The 15250-nt window shown below is 68.1% G+C and carries 17 protein-coding genes and 1 tRNA gene; 12 read left to right on the top strand and 6 right to left on the bottom strand.

Annotated elements, in window-relative coordinates:
* Positions 1-94 precede the first annotated feature (94 nt).
* The gene (locus tag PCA_RS17735) at positions 95-3040 is read left to right on the top strand and encodes an EAL domain-containing protein (RefSeq protein ID WP_181303123.1); all 2946 of its coding nucleotides are present in this window, start codon (positions 95-97) and stop codon (positions 3038-3040) included.
* 216 nt (positions 3041-3256) lie between these two features.
* Here the strand turns inward: PCA_RS17735 and crp are convergent, their stop codons facing one another.
* Positions 3257-3952, bottom strand: a complete 696-nt coding sequence (gene crp, locus PCA_RS13475) for a cAMP-activated global transcriptional regulator CRP (RefSeq protein ID WP_181303122.1) — start codon at positions 3950-3952, stop codon at positions 3257-3259.
* Between the two features lie 430 nt (positions 3953-4382).
* On the opposite strand from crp, the gene speD reads away from it, so the two are divergent.
* Complete coding sequence (gene speD, locus PCA_RS13470) at positions 4383-5168, top strand: adenosylmethionine decarboxylase (protein WP_181303121.1); 786 nt, start codon at positions 4383-4385, stop codon at positions 5166-5168.
* A 120-nt stretch (positions 5169-5288) separates the two neighbouring features.
* Here the strand turns inward: speD and coq7 are convergent, their stop codons facing one another.
* Positions 5289-5930 (bottom strand): 2-polyprenyl-3-methyl-6-methoxy-1,4-benzoquinone monooxygenase, encoded by a 642-nt coding sequence (gene coq7, locus PCA_RS13465; protein ID WP_181303120.1) that lies wholly within the window; start codon positions 5928-5930, stop codon positions 5289-5291.
* 220 nt (positions 5931-6150) lie between these two features.
* Here coq7 and rplM point away from each other — a divergent pair, with 220 nt between their 5' ends.
* From rplM to PCA_RS13445, 4 genes are all read left to right on the top strand, one after another.
* The gene (rplM, locus tag PCA_RS13460; RefSeq protein WP_181303119.1) at positions 6151-6579 is read left to right on the top strand and encodes a 50S ribosomal protein L13; all 429 of its coding nucleotides are present in this window, start codon (positions 6151-6153) and stop codon (positions 6577-6579) included.
* Positions 6580-6588: 9 nt separating this feature from the next.
* Positions 6589-6981, top strand: coding sequence for a 30S ribosomal protein S9 (gene rpsI / locus PCA_RS13455; protein ID WP_181303118.1), 393 nt, complete (start codon positions 6589-6591; stop codon positions 6979-6981).
* Between the two features lie 54 nt (positions 6982-7035).
* Positions 7036-7109: transfer RNA gene (locus PCA_RS13450), tRNA-Gln, on the top strand.
* 354 nt (positions 7110-7463) lie between these two features.
* Entirely contained in the window at positions 7464-8051 is a 588-nt protein-coding gene (locus PCA_RS13445) for a hypothetical protein (protein ID WP_181303117.1), read from the top strand.
* 104 nt (positions 8052-8155) lie between these two features.
* Here PCA_RS13445 and PCA_RS13440 read toward each other — a convergent pair whose 3' ends face one another.
* Genes PCA_RS13440 through PCA_RS13425 form a run of 4 tightly spaced genes read right to left on the bottom strand, consistent with a single transcriptional unit; the run spans position 8156 to position 10284 of the window.
* Positions 8156-8563 carry a hypothetical protein gene (locus PCA_RS13440; RefSeq protein WP_181303116.1) on the bottom strand — a complete coding sequence of 136 codons (408 nt, stop codon included), beginning with the start codon at positions 8561-8563 and terminating at the stop codon, positions 8156-8158.
* Positions 8560-9051: an Mpo1-like protein gene (locus tag PCA_RS13435; protein ID WP_255436855.1), complete on the bottom strand. Its 492-nt coding sequence runs from the start codon at positions 9049-9051 to the stop codon at positions 8560-8562. Before PCA_RS13435 ends, PCA_RS13440 begins: the two co-directional genes overlap by 4 nt.
* A complete protein-coding gene (locus PCA_RS13430) occupies positions 9051-9383 on the bottom strand; it encodes a multidrug efflux SMR transporter (RefSeq protein ID WP_181303115.1) in 333 nt (110 codons plus the stop codon). Before PCA_RS13430 ends, PCA_RS13435 begins: the two co-directional genes overlap by 1 nt.
* A gap of 4 nt (positions 9384-9387) precedes the next feature.
* Positions 9388-10284, bottom strand: a complete 897-nt coding sequence (locus PCA_RS13425; RefSeq protein WP_181303114.1) for a phosphoribosylaminoimidazolesuccinocarboxamide synthase — start codon at positions 10282-10284, stop codon at positions 9388-9390.
* A 127-nt stretch (positions 10285-10411) separates the two neighbouring features.
* On the opposite strand from PCA_RS13425, the gene PCA_RS13420 reads away from it, so the two are divergent.
* From PCA_RS13420 to PCA_RS13395, 6 genes are all read left to right on the top strand, one after another.
* On the top strand, positions 10412-10738 hold the full coding sequence (locus tag PCA_RS13420; protein WP_181303113.1) for a c-type cytochrome: 327 nt from the start codon (positions 10412-10414) through the stop codon (positions 10736-10738).
* Positions 10735-11541: a co-chaperone DjlA gene (djlA, locus tag PCA_RS13415; RefSeq protein ID WP_181303112.1), complete on the top strand. Its 807-nt coding sequence runs from the start codon at positions 10735-10737 to the stop codon at positions 11539-11541. Before PCA_RS13420 ends, djlA begins: the two co-directional genes overlap by 4 nt.
* A gap of 129 nt (positions 11542-11670) precedes the next feature.
* The gene (rpe, locus tag PCA_RS13410) at positions 11671-12339 is read left to right on the top strand and encodes a ribulose-phosphate 3-epimerase (protein WP_181303111.1); all 669 of its coding nucleotides are present in this window, start codon (positions 11671-11673) and stop codon (positions 12337-12339) included.
* Between the two features lie 90 nt (positions 12340-12429).
* A complete protein-coding gene (locus tag PCA_RS13405) occupies positions 12430-13227 on the top strand; it encodes an SEL1-like repeat protein (protein WP_181303110.1) in 798 nt (265 codons plus the stop codon).
* Positions 13228-13962: 735 nt separating this feature from the next.
* The gene (gene pdsR, locus PCA_RS13400; protein WP_181303109.1) at positions 13963-14652 is read left to right on the top strand and encodes a proteobacterial dedicated sortase system response regulator; all 690 of its coding nucleotides are present in this window, start codon (positions 13963-13965) and stop codon (positions 14650-14652) included.
* A complete protein-coding gene (locus PCA_RS13395; RefSeq protein ID WP_343204455.1) occupies positions 14649-15245 on the top strand; it encodes a hypothetical protein in 597 nt (198 codons plus the stop codon). Before pdsR ends, PCA_RS13395 begins: the two co-directional genes overlap by 4 nt.
* The last annotated feature ends 5 nt before the right edge of the window (positions 15246-15250 follow it).

Genomic DNA, 15250 nt, shown 5'->3' with positions numbered 1-15250 from the left:
CCCATTCTAGCCGCTGGGTCGCGCCGGGTCGGGTGCTGGGCGCTGTCGCGGCGGCGCGCTACCATCCCGGGGAGGGGGGGGAAGCAACAGCATCATGAATCAGCTGCGCAGGCTGCATGTCACGTTTCCGGGCCAGGCCGACCAGATTGCATGGCTGGGGCGGCTGGTGGGCGCGCCCACGCCGCAGGCGGTGGGCGAGCTGGTGGTGGAACTGGCGCGCAACAGCGTGGCTTGCCGCGACGCCCGCCTGCTGTGGCTGGAGCAGGACGAATGCCGCGCCACGGACGGCTGCCCGGATGCCCGCGCCCGCGCGTGGATGCTGCCGTTGCTGCGCGGCGAACACGGCGGGGCGGCCCCGCTGGGTGGCGCACATGCGATCCGGCTGGCGCCGGACCTGCCCGCGCTGCTGCTGATGATGCCGGACGGCGAGGTGGCGGACGGCTGGCCCGGTACGGCGCTGGAACCCTGCCTGGGACTGGCCGGGCGGCAGCTTCGGCAGTTGCTGGCGCTGGGCGAGCTGCACGATTCGCACCGTCAGCTGGCGCGGTCGGAGAACCTGCAACGCGCGCTGTTCGCGATCTCCGACCTGGCGGGCGCCGACCTCGACATGCCCGAGCTGCTGCGCGGCATCCACGGCATCGTCGGCACGCTGATGTACGCGGAGAACTTCTACATCGTCCGGCACGATCCCGAGCGCGGCACGGTGCGCTTCCTGTACTACGCCGACACGGCGGATACCGCCTGCCCCGACATCGCCCGCGACGAGCCGCTGGAGGCCTTGCACGGCTCGCTCACCTGGCACCTGCTGGTCCACGGCTACTCCCTGATGGGCAGCGCGGAGCAACTGGCGGCGCAGATCGGCGAGCCGCTGGAAGTGGTCGGACCGGACAGCGTGGACTGGCTGGGCGTGCCGATGCTGCGCGAAGGGCGCACGCACGGCGCGCTGGTGGTGCAGAGTTATCGCGACGGCATCGGCTACTCCTTCGAGGACCGCGCGGTGCTGGGCTTCGTCGCCGAGCACGTGCTCACCGCGCTGGAGCGCAAGCAGAGCAAGGACGAGCTGGAACGCCGCGTGCTGCGGCGCACCCGCGAGCTGGCCTCCGCGAACCGCGAATTGCAGCAGGAGGTGCTGGAACGCCAGCGGGCCGAGCGCCTGCAGTCGGTACTGTTCCGGCTGGCCGAACTCGGCACCGCCGATCTCGACGAGGACGCGTTCTACCGCCGCGTGCATGCCGAGGTGGGCAGCCTGCTGGACGCGTCTAACTTCTACATCGCCCTGCTGGACGGGCAGCGGCAGCAGCTGGATTTCCCCTATTACGTGGATGCCGGGGAGCTGAGCGCCTTCAGCATGCCGCTGGAGCGCACGCTCACCGCCTACGTGCTGCGCACCGGGCGGCCGTGGATGGGCGGCCTGCGCGAACTCGAGGGCATGGTGGCCACGGGCGAGGTGGTGCCCCGCCACATCGGCACGCCGGCCACCTGCTGGCTGGGTGTGCCGCTGCGCGCCGGCGAGGCGGTGATCGGCGTGGTCGCCGTGCAGGGCTACGGCGACGAGATGTGCTTCGGTGCCGCCGACCAGGAACTGCTGGGTTTCGCCGCGCTGCAGATCGCGAACAGCATCCACCGCCGCCACGCCGCCGCCGCGCTGCAGCAGGCCAAGCTGCAGCTGGAGCACCGGGTGGAGGAGCGCACCCGCGAGCTGCGCGAGCAGATCGCCGAGCGCGAGCAGGTGCAGCGGCAGCTGCGCCACGAGGTGATGCACGATCCGCTCACCGGCCTGCCGAACCGCGGCTTCCTGCGCGAACGGCTGGGCGAGCGCCTGGCGCGGAATCCGTCGAGCCTGCCTTGCGCGCTGCTGTACCTGGACGTGGACCGCTTCAAGGTGATCAACGACAGCCTCGGCCATCTGGCCGGCGATGCGTTCCTGCAGGAAACCGCCAGGCGCCTGCACGCCTGCGTGTGCGCGCCGGACGTGGTGGCGCGGCTGGCCGGCGACGAGTTCGCGATACTGCTGGACGCCGTCGCGTCGTCGGCGGCCGCCGAGCGCATGGCGCAGGACGTGCTGCAGGCGCTGCACCAGCCGCTGTCGATCGGCGGCCGCGAGCTGGAACCCTCCGCCAGCGTCGGCATCGCGGTCAGCGACGGCCGCCACGGTTGCGCCGACTCGCTGCTGCGCGACGCCGACATCGCGCTGTACCGCGCCAAGCAGCTGGGGCGCGGGTGCTACGTGATGTTCGACGACACGCTGGCCCGCAACGTGGTGGACGAGCTGGCGCTGGAAGGCGAGCTGCGCCACGCGTTGGCGCACGGCGAGTTCGCGCCGCACTACCAGCCGATCTTCCGGCTGGACACGGGCGAGGTGGTCGGCCACGAGGCGCTGCTGCGCTGGAACCATCCCCGGCGCGGCATGCTGCTGCCCGACGATTTCACCCGCATCGCGCAGGACTGCGGCCAGCTCGAGGCGATCGACTGGCAGATGTTCGGGCAGGTCTGCGAGCGCATGGCGGGGCCGGACGCCGGCGCGGGCTTCGTGACGATCAACGTGTCGCCGCAGCACCTGCGCCACGCCTACTTCGACCGTCGCCTGCTGCAATTGCTGGAACGCAGCGGCCTGCCTCCCACGCGACTGCTGATCGAGCTGACCGAGGGCGCGCTGCTGGAGGATCCGGTGCTGGTGCGCGGCACGCTGGAGCGCCTGCGCGCCGCGGGCGTGCAGACCGCGCTGGACGATTTCGGCACCGGCTATTCCTCGCTGAGCTACCTGCATTCGCTGCCGCTGGGCAAGCTGAAGATCGACCAGGTGTTCGTGCGCGAGCTGGATTCCGCCGGTGGCACCGGCGCGAACACCGTGGTGGCGGCAGTGCTGGCGCTGGCGCGCGCGCTGGGCATCGGCGTCATCGCCGAGGGCATCGAGACCGCGGCGCAGCGCGATGCGCTGCGGGCGATGGGTTGCGAGTTCGGCCAGGGCTTCCTGTTGGGGCGCCCGGCCCCGGCGCCGTGCCGCCCCGGGGCTGGCGCCGGCGCGGCGGGCGCCGCCTGAGGGCGGTCTGATTCTGCTCGTCATCCCGGCGAAGGCCGGGCAAGCGCAAAGCGCGCAGAACGTCTGCAGGGCGGCCCCGAAGGGGCGAGCGCAGCGAGTCATCCAGTGCCTGCAAGCCGTTCAACACACAAGCGCTGGATGACCGGCTTCGCTGTCGTGAAGCGCCTCCTGCCTGCGCAGGAATGACGAACAGGCAGTCGATCGATCGGGGCTTCCCTAGCGGGTGCCGCGCACCACGATGGTCTTGCCGGACACGCCTATCATGCCCTGCTCCTCGAGCTGCTTGAGCACGCGGCCAACCATCTCGCGCGAACAGCCCACGATGCGGCTCACTTCCTGGCGCGAGATGCGGATCTGGGTGCCTTCGGGATGGGTCATCGCGTCCGGCTCCTCGCACAGGTCCAGCAAGGTGCGCGAGATGCGGTTGGTGACGTCCATGAACGCCATGCGGCTGACCTGGCGCGAGGTGCGCAGCAGGCGCTGGGTGAGCTGGGCGCCGATCGCGAACAGGATCTTCGGGCACTCCTCCTGCAGCGGGCCCCGCATCAGCTGGAACAGGCGCTCGTAGCTGATCTCGGCCATTTCGCACACGGTGCGCGTGCGCACCACCGACTCGCGCTGCGACTGTTCCACGAACAGGCCCATCTCGCCGATGAACTGGCCGCGGTTGATGTAGGCCAGGATCAGTTCGCGGCCCTGCTCGTCCTCGGTGCACACCGCCAGCGAGCCCTCGATGACGTAGTACAGCGTGTTGGCGGGGTCGCCGGGGCGGATGATCGCGGTCTTGCTGGGGTAGCGGCGGCGGTGGCAGAGCGCGAGGAAGCGTTCCATCGAGGCCGGGTCGGGCGCGAAGGCGAGTGGGGCCTGGGAGCGTTCGAAAGCCTGTTGCAGCTGGTATTTGAGTAGCGCCACGGTATCTGGTTCCCCTTGGGGTGGCCCGGCAGCGCCCTTCCTGGCTTGACGGCTGCAGCGGCCGGTTGGTCTGGTACGCGCCGTTGCCGGCAGGGAGTCACGCGCGAGACATGCAAACGATGGAAGCTGCGCATCGTCCGGCAAGCTCGTCGCTACGGGGACGGATTGTACGGGGAGCGTCGCGGCGTGCGGCGGTCCGCTTTCCCCAGCTCACCCCCGATCGCCTCATTATGGCAAACCGGGCGAGCCGGTGGAGGTTCTGTTTTTCACATTTTTGCCCCATACTTCGCAGTCTTGCGTTCGCGGCCTCCGGTCGCGGGCTGTTCGCCGGGTTGCGGGAGACAAGGGTCCCCGCGTCCCGAATTCCAGCGGGGACCCTTGGTGCTAACCCGCCTCGTCTGCTGATCGTATCCGGTCATGGAGAGTCGTCGTGGTCAAGCCGCTTCCGCGTCTGCGCCTGCAGGGTTTCAACAACCTCACCAAGGCGCTGAGCTTCAACATCTACGACATCTGCTACGCGGTGTCCGAGGAACAGCGCCAGCGCTACATCGAGTACATCGATGAGCAGTACGACGCCGACCGCCTCACCCAGATCCTCACCGACGTGGCCGAGATCATCGGCGCGAACATCCTGAACGTGGCCCGCCAGGACTACGACCCGCAGGGCGCCTCGGTCACCATCCTGATCTCCGAGGAGCCGGTGGTGGAGAAGCTGGGCCGCGACGCCATCGCGGGCGCCGTGGTGGCGCACATGGACAAGAGCCACATCACCGTCCACACCTACCCCGAAACGCACCCGCACAACGGCATCGCCACGTTCCGCGCCGACATCGACGTGGCCACCTGCGGCGTGATCTCGCCGCTGAAGGCCCTGAACTACCTGATCGACAGCTTCGAGTCGGACATCGTGGTGTGCGACTACCGCGTGCGCGGCTTCACCCGCGACGTGAAGGGCAAGAAGCACTTCATCGACCACAAGATCAACTCGGTGCAGGACTACCTGGCGCGCCACATCCGCCAGAAGTACGAGATGTTCGACGTCAACGTGTACCAGGAAAACATCTTCCACACGAAGATGCACGTGAAGGACTTCGACCTCGACACCTACCTGTTCGACGCCCACGCCGACGACCTCTCGTTCAAGGAACGCCAGCGCATCGAGTCGCTGCTGCGCCGGGAGATCGAGGAGCTGTTCCACGGCCGCAACCTGATGTAGCTGGGAGCCGGGATTGGGGATTGGGGATTCGGGATTCGCAAAAGCCCCGAGTTCGCGGCGCCGCCGCTTTCCCGAATCCCCAATCCCGTCATCCCGAATCCCGCCGCTGGTGAGCTCAGCTCACCAGCGGTACGCCACCGTCTTCATCACCATCGAGCTGGCGTGCATCAGCTGCGGGAGCGGGAACGGCAGGTCGATGCCGCCGCGGGCCCGCGCATTGTCCGCGTGGCGCACCTCGTCCGCCTGCATCTGCGCCAGTACGGAGCGCGAGCGCTCGTCCTGCGCGGGCAGGCGTTCCAGGTGTTCGGCCAGATGCGCCTCCACCTGGCGCTCGGTTTCCACCACGAAACCCAGGCTCACCGCATCCCCGGCCAGCGCCGCCAGCGCGCCGATCGCGTAGCTGCCGGCGTACCACAGCGGGTTGAGCAGGCTGGGGCGGCTGTCCAGTTCCTGCAGGCGCTCGCCGCACCAGGCCAGGTGGTCGGTTTCCTCGGCGGCGGCGTGCAGCAGGTGCTCGCGGTTCGCCTCGTTGCGGGCCAGCGCGGCCTGGCCGTCGTACAGCGCCTGCGCGCACACCTCGCCGGTATGGTTGATGCGCATCAGCCCGGCGGCGTGGCGGCGTTCAGCCTCGTCCAGTTCCGCGTGGGCCACGCCGCATGCGGGCGACGGCCGGTTCGCCCCCGGCGCGCCGGCCACCGTTTCCAGCGCCCGTTCGATGCCGGCCAGCAGGCGGTCCAGCGGGCTGAGGGTGCGAGCGTTCATGGGTTCTCCGGTAGTGGCGCCAACGGGCTGGGCGGGTCGGGCGGCGGTTCCCGTAGATAGGGGGTGTACATGCGCCCGGTGGGTCATGCTATCATCGCCGGCTCAAAGCCCACCTGCTGGTGGACTTGCGCAGGCGATGACGGCTCCGCTATCATCTCGCGCCTTTGCTTCACCGATTATTGTGCAACCGCCCTTGCTGGCGGCAGACGGGTATCTCGAAATGAAAACTTTCAGCGCCAAGGCAGAAAGCGTCAAGCGCGACTGGTTCGTGGTCGACGCCACGGACAAGACGCTCGGTCGCCTGTCGACCGAAATCGCGCGTCGCCTGCGCGGCAAGCACAAGCCGGAGTTCACCCCGCACGTCGACACCGGCGACTACATCGTCGTGGTCAACGCGCAGAAGGTGGCGGTCACCGGCGCCAAGCTGGACGACAAGATGTACCACCGCTTCACCGGCTACGTCGGCAACCTCAAGACCACCAGTCTGAAGGACATGCTGGCCACCCACCCGGAGCGCGTGATCGAGATCGCCGTCAAGGGCATGCTGCCGAAGAACGCTCTGGGCCGCGAGATGTATCGCAAGCTCAAGGTGTACGGCGGCGCCGAGCACCCGCACGCCGCGCAGCAGCCGCAGGCGCTGGAAGTTTAAGGAACCATCATGGCGATTCAGCAGAATTACGGTACCGGCCGCCGCAAGACCTCCGCCGCCCGCGTGTTCCTCCGCAAGGGCACCGGCGCGATCGAAGTCAACGGCAAGACCCTTGAGCAGTTCTTCGGTCGCGAGACCTCGCGCATGATCGTGCGCCAGCCGCTCGAACTGACCCAGAACACCGACAAGTTCGACATCAAGGTCACCGTCGAAGGCGGCGGCATCACCGGCCAGGCCGGCGCGATCCGCCTCGGCATCGCCCGCGCGCTGGTCGAGTACGACGAAACCCTGAAGTCGCCGCTGCGCAAGGCCGGCTTCGTGACCCGCGACGCCCGCGAGGTCGAGCGCAAGAAGGTCGGCCTCCACAAGGCCCGCCGCGCCACCCAGTTCTCGAAGCGCTAACCGCGCTTCGACGTGCGGCGCTCCAGGTCAGAGCGCGCCGCCACGCCAGGGTATTGGGAGATCGTCTAATGGTAGGACAACAGACTCTGACTCTGTTTATCTAGGTTCGAATCCTAGTCTCCCAGCCATACGCAAAAAGCCCGCCCGCAAGGCGGGCTTTTTGCGTATGGCTGGGAGACTTTCCGGACTCGAACCTTCCGTTCGACAATTTTGCCGGGAGCAAAATTGGACAGCGCGCCAGCGCTGGCCCCGTAGCGCGCAGCGCGGAGGGGTGAGCCCCATGGATGGGGCGAACAATCCTAGTCCTCTGAGCAACGAGCCCTCCGTTACTCGGCGCTTCCTGCGCCTCGCCCTGCGGGCCATCGGCTGCGCCGATGTTCGCTCCAGCATCCTGCCTCCGCAGTCGACAATTTTGTCAGGAACAAAATTGGACAGCGCGTCAGCGCTGGCCCCGCAGCGCGCAACGCGGAGGGGTGAGCCCCATGGATGGGGCGAACAATCCCAGTTTTCCCAGCCTTCGGGCTCTCCAGCGACTTTCACTGGCTGTAATCGCGATGGTGGACGGCTCCGGCATGCCTGGTGCAAGGTACGGCGTGTCGGTATCACCTCAGGTCACTGGAACATCAATGAAGAGCCCAGCAGATTTCTTGGTGTTCACCGTGAGGCAAGCACGCGAGGCCGAAGCATTTGGCTTCACGCGGAACGAGTGTTGCAGAAATCTCAAGACGGCCCTTCACCAGCATTGGCAACACAAGACGATGGGGCTTCATGGCCAAGCCATGAAGCCAAAGATCCCCCGATCAAGGGGTGCACAGGGAAGGCCTTTGAGCGAATGCATTGTCGAACATGCGGTGCCACAAATGGCAATCGTCAACTGGCTCATGGAGCTTGATCCACTTACGAACGAATCGGTCGAGGCTCTTCTGAGGCGCTATTTCACGGTCATGCTCGTCACCGAAGAAGAGCATGCCCGCCTCAACGCCAGCGGGTTGCGATCGATAATGCCCCCTGATTGGGACGGCGAGAATGTTTTCGCAAGATACGATGCGGTAGGTATCGAGTACGCCTAGCAAGCCATGCGGATATGGAAGTGCCGGTTACGCAATCCCGTTTCGCCGGCCAATTGCACCGGCTGTTGGCTTCCGGCATGTGGAGCGTTGGTGCATGGGCAGCCTCACACCAGACTAGTCGCCACCCCAAACCCCACCGCCATCACCGCGGCCACCGCCAGGCACGCACTCCCAACCCTCACGCGGTGCGCATCCACCCGCGGCGTCAAACGCCACACCAGCGCCACGCCGGCCACCATGTCCATCACCAGCGCCCAGCGCAGCAGGCCGGAGGTGAGCAGCGGGCGGAACGGCGGGTGCAGGTGGCCTTCGTAGGCGGCCACGCCGGCCACGAGCAGCATGCCGAGCAGGGTCCACAGCAGGCAGGCGAGGTAGACGCGGTTGAACACCACGTTGCAGCGTTCGGTCCAGCGCAGCACGGACCAGGCGATCAACGCGCAGAACAGCGCGCCGATGCTGCCGTAGAGCACCCACCACACGAGGGTGCTGACGAGGGTGAGCAGCGAATTCATACCGGGTGCTTGACGCCCAGCCGGCGCAGCAGCTTGGCCATCAGCCAGGCCGGGCCGATCAGCAGGTAGGCGAGGTCGGTGAGGAAACTGGGCTTGCGGCCCTCGAACTTGTGGCCGATGAACTGGCCGATCCACGCCACCACGAACACGCCGACTGCGAGCCAGCGCAGCTGGGCCGGGCCGAGTTGCCAGTACAGGAAATTGGTGAGCAGGCCCAGCAGGGCGAACGCGAGCAGCAGCGCCAGCGCGAGCGGGCGCGAGCGTTTCCAGTACCAGTAGAACGCCAGCACCATCACCGCGACCGCCCAGGCGCCGGCGCGCAGCCACGTCTGCGGCACCGGCACGGTCCACAGCAGCGCGATCACCGACCACACGATGGGCGGCACGCAGCACCAGTGGAAGACCTCGTTCACCGGGTTGCGGTGGTCGCTGCTGTAGCTGTCCAGCCAATCCTGCATGCTGCGCGGGTTTGCGTCCCGGGTGGCCATCAGTGCGCTCCGCTCCTGGACCAGAGGTTCAGCACCAGCACGCCGGCGACGATCAGCGCGATGCCCAGCACGCCGGCCGCATCGATCTTCTGCCGGAACGCCAGCACGCCGATTAGCGTGATCAGCACCGTGCCGGCGCCCGACCATACCGCGTAGGCGATGCCCACGGGAATCTGCCGCAGCGCGAGGCTGAGGAAGTAGAACGCGGTGCCGTAGCCGGCGACCACCACCATGCTGGGCCACAGCCGGCTGAAGCCCGCGCTGGACTTCAGCGCCGAGGTGCCGATCACTTCGGCGAGGATGGCCAGCAGCAGCGACGCCCAGGCGCTCATGGGCTCAGTCCAGCCGGATGCCGGCCAGGCGCTCCAGCGCCTCGGCGTACTTGGCGGCGGTGCGCGCGATCACCTCGTCCGGAATTTCCGGGCCGGGCGGGGTCTTGTTCCAGCCCTGGGCTTCCAGCCAGTCGCGCACGAACTGCTTGTCGTAGCTGGGCGGGCTGATGCCGACCCGGTAGCTGTCGGCCGGCCAGTAGCGGGTGGAGTCGGGCGTGAGCATCTCATCCATCACGTAGAGCTTGCCGTCGGGATCGGTGCCGAACTCGAACTTGGTGTCGGCGAGGATGATGCCGCGTTCGGCGGCGTAGGCGGCGGCCCAGCGGTAGATCGCCAGGGTGGCGTCGCGCACCTTTTCGGCCAGCTCGCGGCCTACCGCGTCCACCACGGCGTCGAAGCTGACGTTCTCGTCGTGGTCGCCCACGGCGGCCTTGGTCGAAGGGGTGAAGATCGGCTCGGGCAGCTGCTGCGCCTGCTGCAGGCCCGCGGGCAGCGCGATGCCGCACACGGCGCCGGTCTTCTGGTAGTCCTTCCAGCCCGAACCGATCAGGTAGCCGCGCGCGATGCATTCCACCGGCACCGGCTTCAACCGCCGCGTCACCACGGCGCGCTTCGCGTAAAGCGCGAGGTCGGTGCCGGGCGGCAGCACTTCGGCCAGCGGCACGTCGAGCAGGTGGTTCGGCACCAGGTGCGCGGTCTTGCCGAACCAGAAGTTGGAGATCTGGGTGAGCATCTCGCCCTTGCCGGGAATCGGGTTGGGCAGCACCACGTCGAACGCGGAAAGGCGGTCGGTAGCCACCATCAGCAGGCGATGTTCGTCCAGTGCGTAGACATCGCGCACCTTGCCGCGGTGGATCAGCTCCAGGCCGGGCAGGTTCGATTGCGGCAAGGTGGTGGGCACGACAGCGGTTCCGTGGCGGGGAGGGAGGCGTCCATTGTAGCTACTGGCGCCGCCGCGTTCCGGGAAGGGCGGGCGGTGTCGCCTGCGGCTGCTAGAATCGGCCGCTTTCGACCCCAGCTAGTTGAAGATGCGCATTCTGCTCGCCGCAGCCATCTGCCTCTCCGTCGCCCTGCCGGGCCTGGCGCAGACGCCTGCCGCCGTCGCGGCCAAGCCGGCCCGGCTGGGCCTGTGCGCTGCCTGCCATGGCGAAACCGGCATGGCGGTGATGCCCGGCGCGCCGAACCTCGCCGGCCAGCGGCTGGATTACCTGCGCCAGGCCTTGAAGGACTACCGCGACGGCCGCCGCGACGTGCCGGTGATGCGCACCGCCGTCGGCCCGCTCAGCGCGGCCGAGCTGGATGCGCTGGCGCGCTGGTACAGCGCGCAGGCTGCGGCGCAGGCGCCCGCGCCATGAGTTTCACCTACACGTTGTGGTTCGGCTTCTTCGGCCTGCTGATCGGCCACCTGCCGGGCGCGGTCACCGGCGCCATCATCGGTTTCGTGTTCGACAACCTGCGCCACAGCCAGCGCCGGCAGGCCACGCCGGAAGTGGGCGGCTTCGTCGGGCCGCTGTTCGCGCTGCTGGGTGCGGTGGCGAAGTCCGATGGCCGCGTTTCCGAGGCGGAGATCGCGGTCGCCGAACGCATGATGGGGCGCATGGGCCTGGACGCCGCGCTGCGCCAGCAGGCGATTGCCAGCTTCAACGCCGGCAAGCAGCCGGAATTCGACGTGGCGCCGACCATCGAGCAGTTGCGCCGCTGGGCCGGCCTGCGCCGCGACCACGCGTTCCCGGTGCTGGACGTGGTGATCGACACCGTGCTCGCCGAGGGCAATCCGCCGCCGGAGAAGATGGCGATACTGCGCCAGCTCGCCTATGCGCTGCGCGTCAGCGACATGGAGCTGATGGCGCTGATGGCGATGAAGGGCTATGCGTGGAACGCGGGCCACGCGCGCGGCCGAGGCGGCCCGGGCTACGGCGGTGGCGGCTACGTGCCGCCGCAGCGCAATACCAGCGGTCCCGATCCCTACGTGGTGCTGGGCATCGCGCGCAACGCGGACGACCGCGCGGTGAAACGCGCCTACCGCAAGCTGATTTCCGAACACCACCCCGATCGCCTGGGCGACCTGCCCGAGGCGATGCGCAAGCAGGCCGAGGCCCGCGCCAGCGAGATCAACGCGGCCTACGAGCGGATCAAGGCGGAGCGCGGCTTCAAGTAGTCGGCGCGATCCGGGCGCGGGGGTTCGGCGACGCTGCCTGCCGCTGGCGTGCAGCAGATCGAAGCCGGGTTTCGTTCCGTCGAAAAGCGTCGCACTGCATAATCCCACCCAAATCCGGAGCCGAATCCCATGAGCAAGCAGAGCGCCGTCATCGCCCCCTCCATCCTTGCCGCCGACTTCGCGCGGCTGGGCGAGGACACCGCCGCGGCACTGGCAGCCGGCGCCGACTGGGTGCATTTCGACGTGATGGACAACCATTACGTGCCCAACCTCACGATGGGCCCGATGGTGCTGTCCGCACTGCGCAAGTACGGCATCGCCGCGCCGATCGACGTGCACCTGATGGTGAAGCCGGTGGACCGCATCGTGCCCGACTTCGCCAAGGCCGGCGCCACGCTGATCAGCTTCCATCCCGAGGCCAGCGAGCACGTGGACCGCACCATCGGCCTGATCAGGGATTCCGGCTGCCAGGCCGGGCTGGTGTTCAACCCCGCCACGTCGCTGGACTGCCTCGACTACGTGCTGGACAAGCTGGACCTGGTGCTGATCATGTCGGTGAACCCCGGCTTCGGCGGCCAGAAGTTCATTCCCATGGCGCTGGAGAAACTGCGCCGGGTGCGCCGCATGATCGACGAGCGCGGCCTGCCGGTGCGGCTGGAAGTGGACGGCGGCGTCACCGCCGAAAACATCGCCGCGATCGCCGCCGCGGGTGCCGACACCTTCGTGGCCGGTTCCGCGATCTTCCACGCCAAGGACTACCGCGCCGAGATCGCGGCGATGCGCGCGGCGATAGGCTGACCAGCGGGGCTGGCTCCCGTCTCCAGACAGCCGGCTACCGCAAGGTGGCGCGTGGTCGTAAGATTCTGCGAGGATGCCAAGGAGGCAACGATGACCGCGACCGATCGGTTGTTTTGGCGCAAGGCCCGCATGTGGTTTGCGGTGGGAGGGCTTGCCGCCGCTGTTCCGTTGTCGGCCGAGCCCCTCCCCGTGGCTGCACCGGTTCATGCCTCCACGGAAGCCCCCGTCGAGTGCAACGACAGCCTCTACCGCTTCTTGCCGGGCGAGGTGAATTTCTGTCTGGCCGTGCGCGAGCGGCAACGAAACAACGTGGCAGGCACGCTCGAGATGCTCAAGCTGGCGGCGGGATGGGGCAACAAGAAGGCCCAGTACGCGCTCGGCCTCATGTACTTCAACGGTGAACAGGTCGCCCCCAATCGCCCGCTGGGGCTGGCGTGGCTGGGATTGGCAGCCGAGCGTGGCGACGCCACCTACGCCGCGGTGCTGGCATCCGCCTACGGCAAGGCCACGCCGCTGGAACGGCAGCAGGCCCAGGCACGATATGCCGCCTTGCTTCCCACCTACGCGGACGCCATCGCGGCGCGCCGGGCCCAGCGGCGTTTCGACCGCGAGATGCATGAACTCACGCGACAAGAGCCTTATCCCAGTCAGGTCTGCATTGCGGGTCTTACCGGGGGGTATACGGGTCAGGTACCCGTTTGTCCAAGCGCCTCTGCAGCCGTCGCACTGTTGAATCGGTTCGGCGACGCGTACTTCGAAGGTTGGACCGGGCACGTGACGGTAGGTGCGCCGCAACCGGTGCGGGCCGACGATCGCGATCCGTCGAAACAATCGCCGGACGCGGCCCGTCAGGGCCAATCGGCAGAACCGGACTCCACGCGACCTTGAGCGCCGGGTGGTCTCGCAAAAAGCCCCGGCATGATGACGGTCACGCCGGGGCAAACGTCATTGCATGACGTGCGAGGAGACACCATCGACTGGCGCCTTGGCGCGGATGCGACCGTCACGGAGGGAGGTCGACGACCGTATCGGCGCCATCCACGGCAATGGCGAGGCGCCAGTCACGAATTCTGACCGGGCTGCGAAGGAATGGTTCCCCCAAAGTTGCGGAGGCGTCGTCGCAGGGGCGATTGAGCCTGCAAAAAAATCCCCTCGCGCGGAGGGGATGAAGGAACCACCATGCTGGAGGATGGGTGGAGGGTGCCGGCAGTCGCGACCGCCTTGTTCAGCCTAGTACCGCGGATGCGTCGGGCCCCGCGGCCGGGGCGCTTCCCTGCACGCCGGCCGCCCGCTGCCTTCCACGGCTGATTGGATGTGACGGGGCGCCGGTTCAGTGCAGGCCCAGCAGCAGGCCCAGCAGCAGCGCGCCCAGCGCCAGCGTCACGCGCAGCGGCTCGAAGCCGCGCAGTTCGGCATTGGGGTCGCGTTCGGCAGCATCGTTGCGGGTCATGGGGAGATTCCTCGGGCGTTGGGTGCATCTCACCTCCCGCCGCGGCCACGCGGGCGGCAGTGTGCGGGCCACATGCCGCTGGTTTGTGGCAAAACGCGGGCAACGGCGGCGCGCGGCTTGCGCCGATGGCGCGCGCATAGCACGCTGCGCCCCATCGCTACAGGGAGCCGCCCATGGGCCGCAGCATTGCCATCGTCGAAGACGAACCGTTGATCCGCGCCAACTACGTCGAGGCGCTCAACCGCTTCGGCTACGACACCCGGGGCTACGGCTCGCGGCAGGAGGCGTCGAACGCGTTCGCGATCAAGCTGCCCGAGCTGGTGATCATCGACATCGGCCTCGGCGACGAGCCGGAAGGCGGCTTCGACCTGTGCCGCGAGCTGCGCGCAAAGTCGGCCACGCTGCCGATCATCTTCCTCACCGCGCGCGATTCGGATTTCGACGTGATCTCCGGCCTGCGCCTGGGCGCCGACGATTACCTCAGCAAGGACACCAGCCTGCACCAGCTCGCCGCGCGCATCGCCGCGCTGTTCCGCCGCATCGAGTCGCTGAAGGCGCCGGCGGCCAGCGAGACGGTGATCGAGCACGGCCCGCTGAAGATGGAATCCGAGCGCATGCGCATCACCTGGAACGGGGCCGAGGTGCCGCTCACCGTGACCGAGTTCTGGATGGTGCACACGCTGATCCGCTTCCCTGGCCACGTGAAGAACCGCGACCAGCTGATGCGCGAGGCGGAACTGGTGGTGGACGACGCCACCATCACCTCGCACATCAAGCGCATCCGCAAGAAGTTCATCGCGGTGGCGCCGGAATTCGACGCCATCGAGACGGTGCACGGCGTGGGTTACCGGTGGAAGCCGTGAGGCTGGGCGCGGCGGCGCGGGCGCTGCCGGCGTTGCTCCTGCTGCTGTCCTGCGCGGCGATCGCGCTGGCTGCCGCCAGGAACGACGACGTGCTGGCCCACGGCGTGCGCGACGGCAGCGCGCCGGCCTGGGCGGTCGCGGTGGCGAGCCCGGTGGGCTGGACGCGCGACTGCTGCATGTACGCGAAGGCCATCGGCGTCGATGCCGTGCTGTACCAGGGCGAATGGACCGGCAAGCCGGAGCGCGTGATGGTGCTCAACGTGTGGCCGCGCAAGCTCGCCACGCTGGACGACGAAGTGGCCGCGGACCGCAAGCGCTACCTCGAACGCGACGCGGCCGCGAAAGCCACCGACATCGCGATCCGCAATCCGCACATGCCGTGCCGTGGCATCGTGTACGAAGGCGGCGACCGCATCGACGATGCCGTGGTCTTCTGCGATCCGGGCGAAGCGAGCGGCATCCGCCTGAGCTGGTCGATGAGTTTCGCCGACGCCGACGCCACGCGGCGTCCGTTGCTCGATGCCTTCATGCAGGTGGCAACGGGCGCGCGCTACCTGCACTACGTCGCGCCGCCCGTCCCCAAGAAACCCTGACGACG

This window comes from Rhodanobacter sp. PCA2 (genome assembly GCF_013620825.1).
Classification (GTDB): Bacteria; Pseudomonadota; Gammaproteobacteria; order Xanthomonadales; family Rhodanobacteraceae; genus Rhodanobacter_A.
The sequence above is the reverse complement of the archived record's forward strand: the minus strand, read 5'-3'. Positions and strand labels throughout refer to the sequence as shown.

Bases quoted from the DNA above. Each gene is read 5' to 3' on its own strand.
- PCA_RS17735 (WP_181303123.1), top strand. From the start codon at position 95: ATGAATCAGCTGCGCAGGCTGCATGTCACGTTTCCGGGCCAGGCCGAC.
- coq7 (WP_181303120.1), bottom strand. From the start codon at position 5,930: ATGAACGCTCGCACCCTCAGCCCGCTGGACCGCCTGCTGGCCGGCATC.
- rplM (WP_181303119.1), top strand. From the start codon at position 6,151: ATGAAAACTTTCAGCGCCAAGGCAGAAAGCGTCAAGCGCGACTGGTTC.
- rpsI (WP_181303118.1), top strand. From the start codon at position 6,589: ATGGCGATTCAGCAGAATTACGGTACCGGCCGCCGCAAGACCTCCGCC.
- PCA_RS13445 (WP_181303117.1), top strand. From the start codon at position 7,464: ATGGATGGGGCGAACAATCCCAGTTTTCCCAGCCTTCGGGCTCTCCAG.
- PCA_RS13440 (WP_181303116.1), bottom strand. From the start codon at position 8,563: ATGAATTCGCTGCTCACCCTCGTCAGCACCCTCGTGTGGTGGGTGCTC.
- PCA_RS13435 (WP_255436855.1), bottom strand. From the start codon at position 9,051: ATGGCCACCCGGGACGCAAACCCGCGCAGCATGCAGGATTGGCTGGAC.
- PCA_RS13430 (WP_181303115.1), bottom strand. From the start codon at position 9,383: ATGAGCGCCTGGGCGTCGCTGCTGCTGGCCATCCTCGCCGAAGTGATC.
- PCA_RS13420 (WP_181303113.1), top strand. From the start codon at position 10,412: ATGCGCATTCTGCTCGCCGCAGCCATCTGCCTCTCCGTCGCCCTGCCG.
- djlA (WP_181303112.1), top strand. From the start codon at position 10,735: ATGAGTTTCACCTACACGTTGTGGTTCGGCTTCTTCGGCCTGCTGATC.
- rpe (WP_181303111.1), top strand. From the start codon at position 11,671: ATGAGCAAGCAGAGCGCCGTCATCGCCCCCTCCATCCTTGCCGCCGAC.
- PCA_RS13405 (WP_181303110.1), top strand. From the start codon at position 12,430: ATGACCGCGACCGATCGGTTGTTTTGGCGCAAGGCCCGCATGTGGTTT.
- pdsR (WP_181303109.1), top strand. From the start codon at position 13,963: ATGGGCCGCAGCATTGCCATCGTCGAAGACGAACCGTTGATCCGCGCC.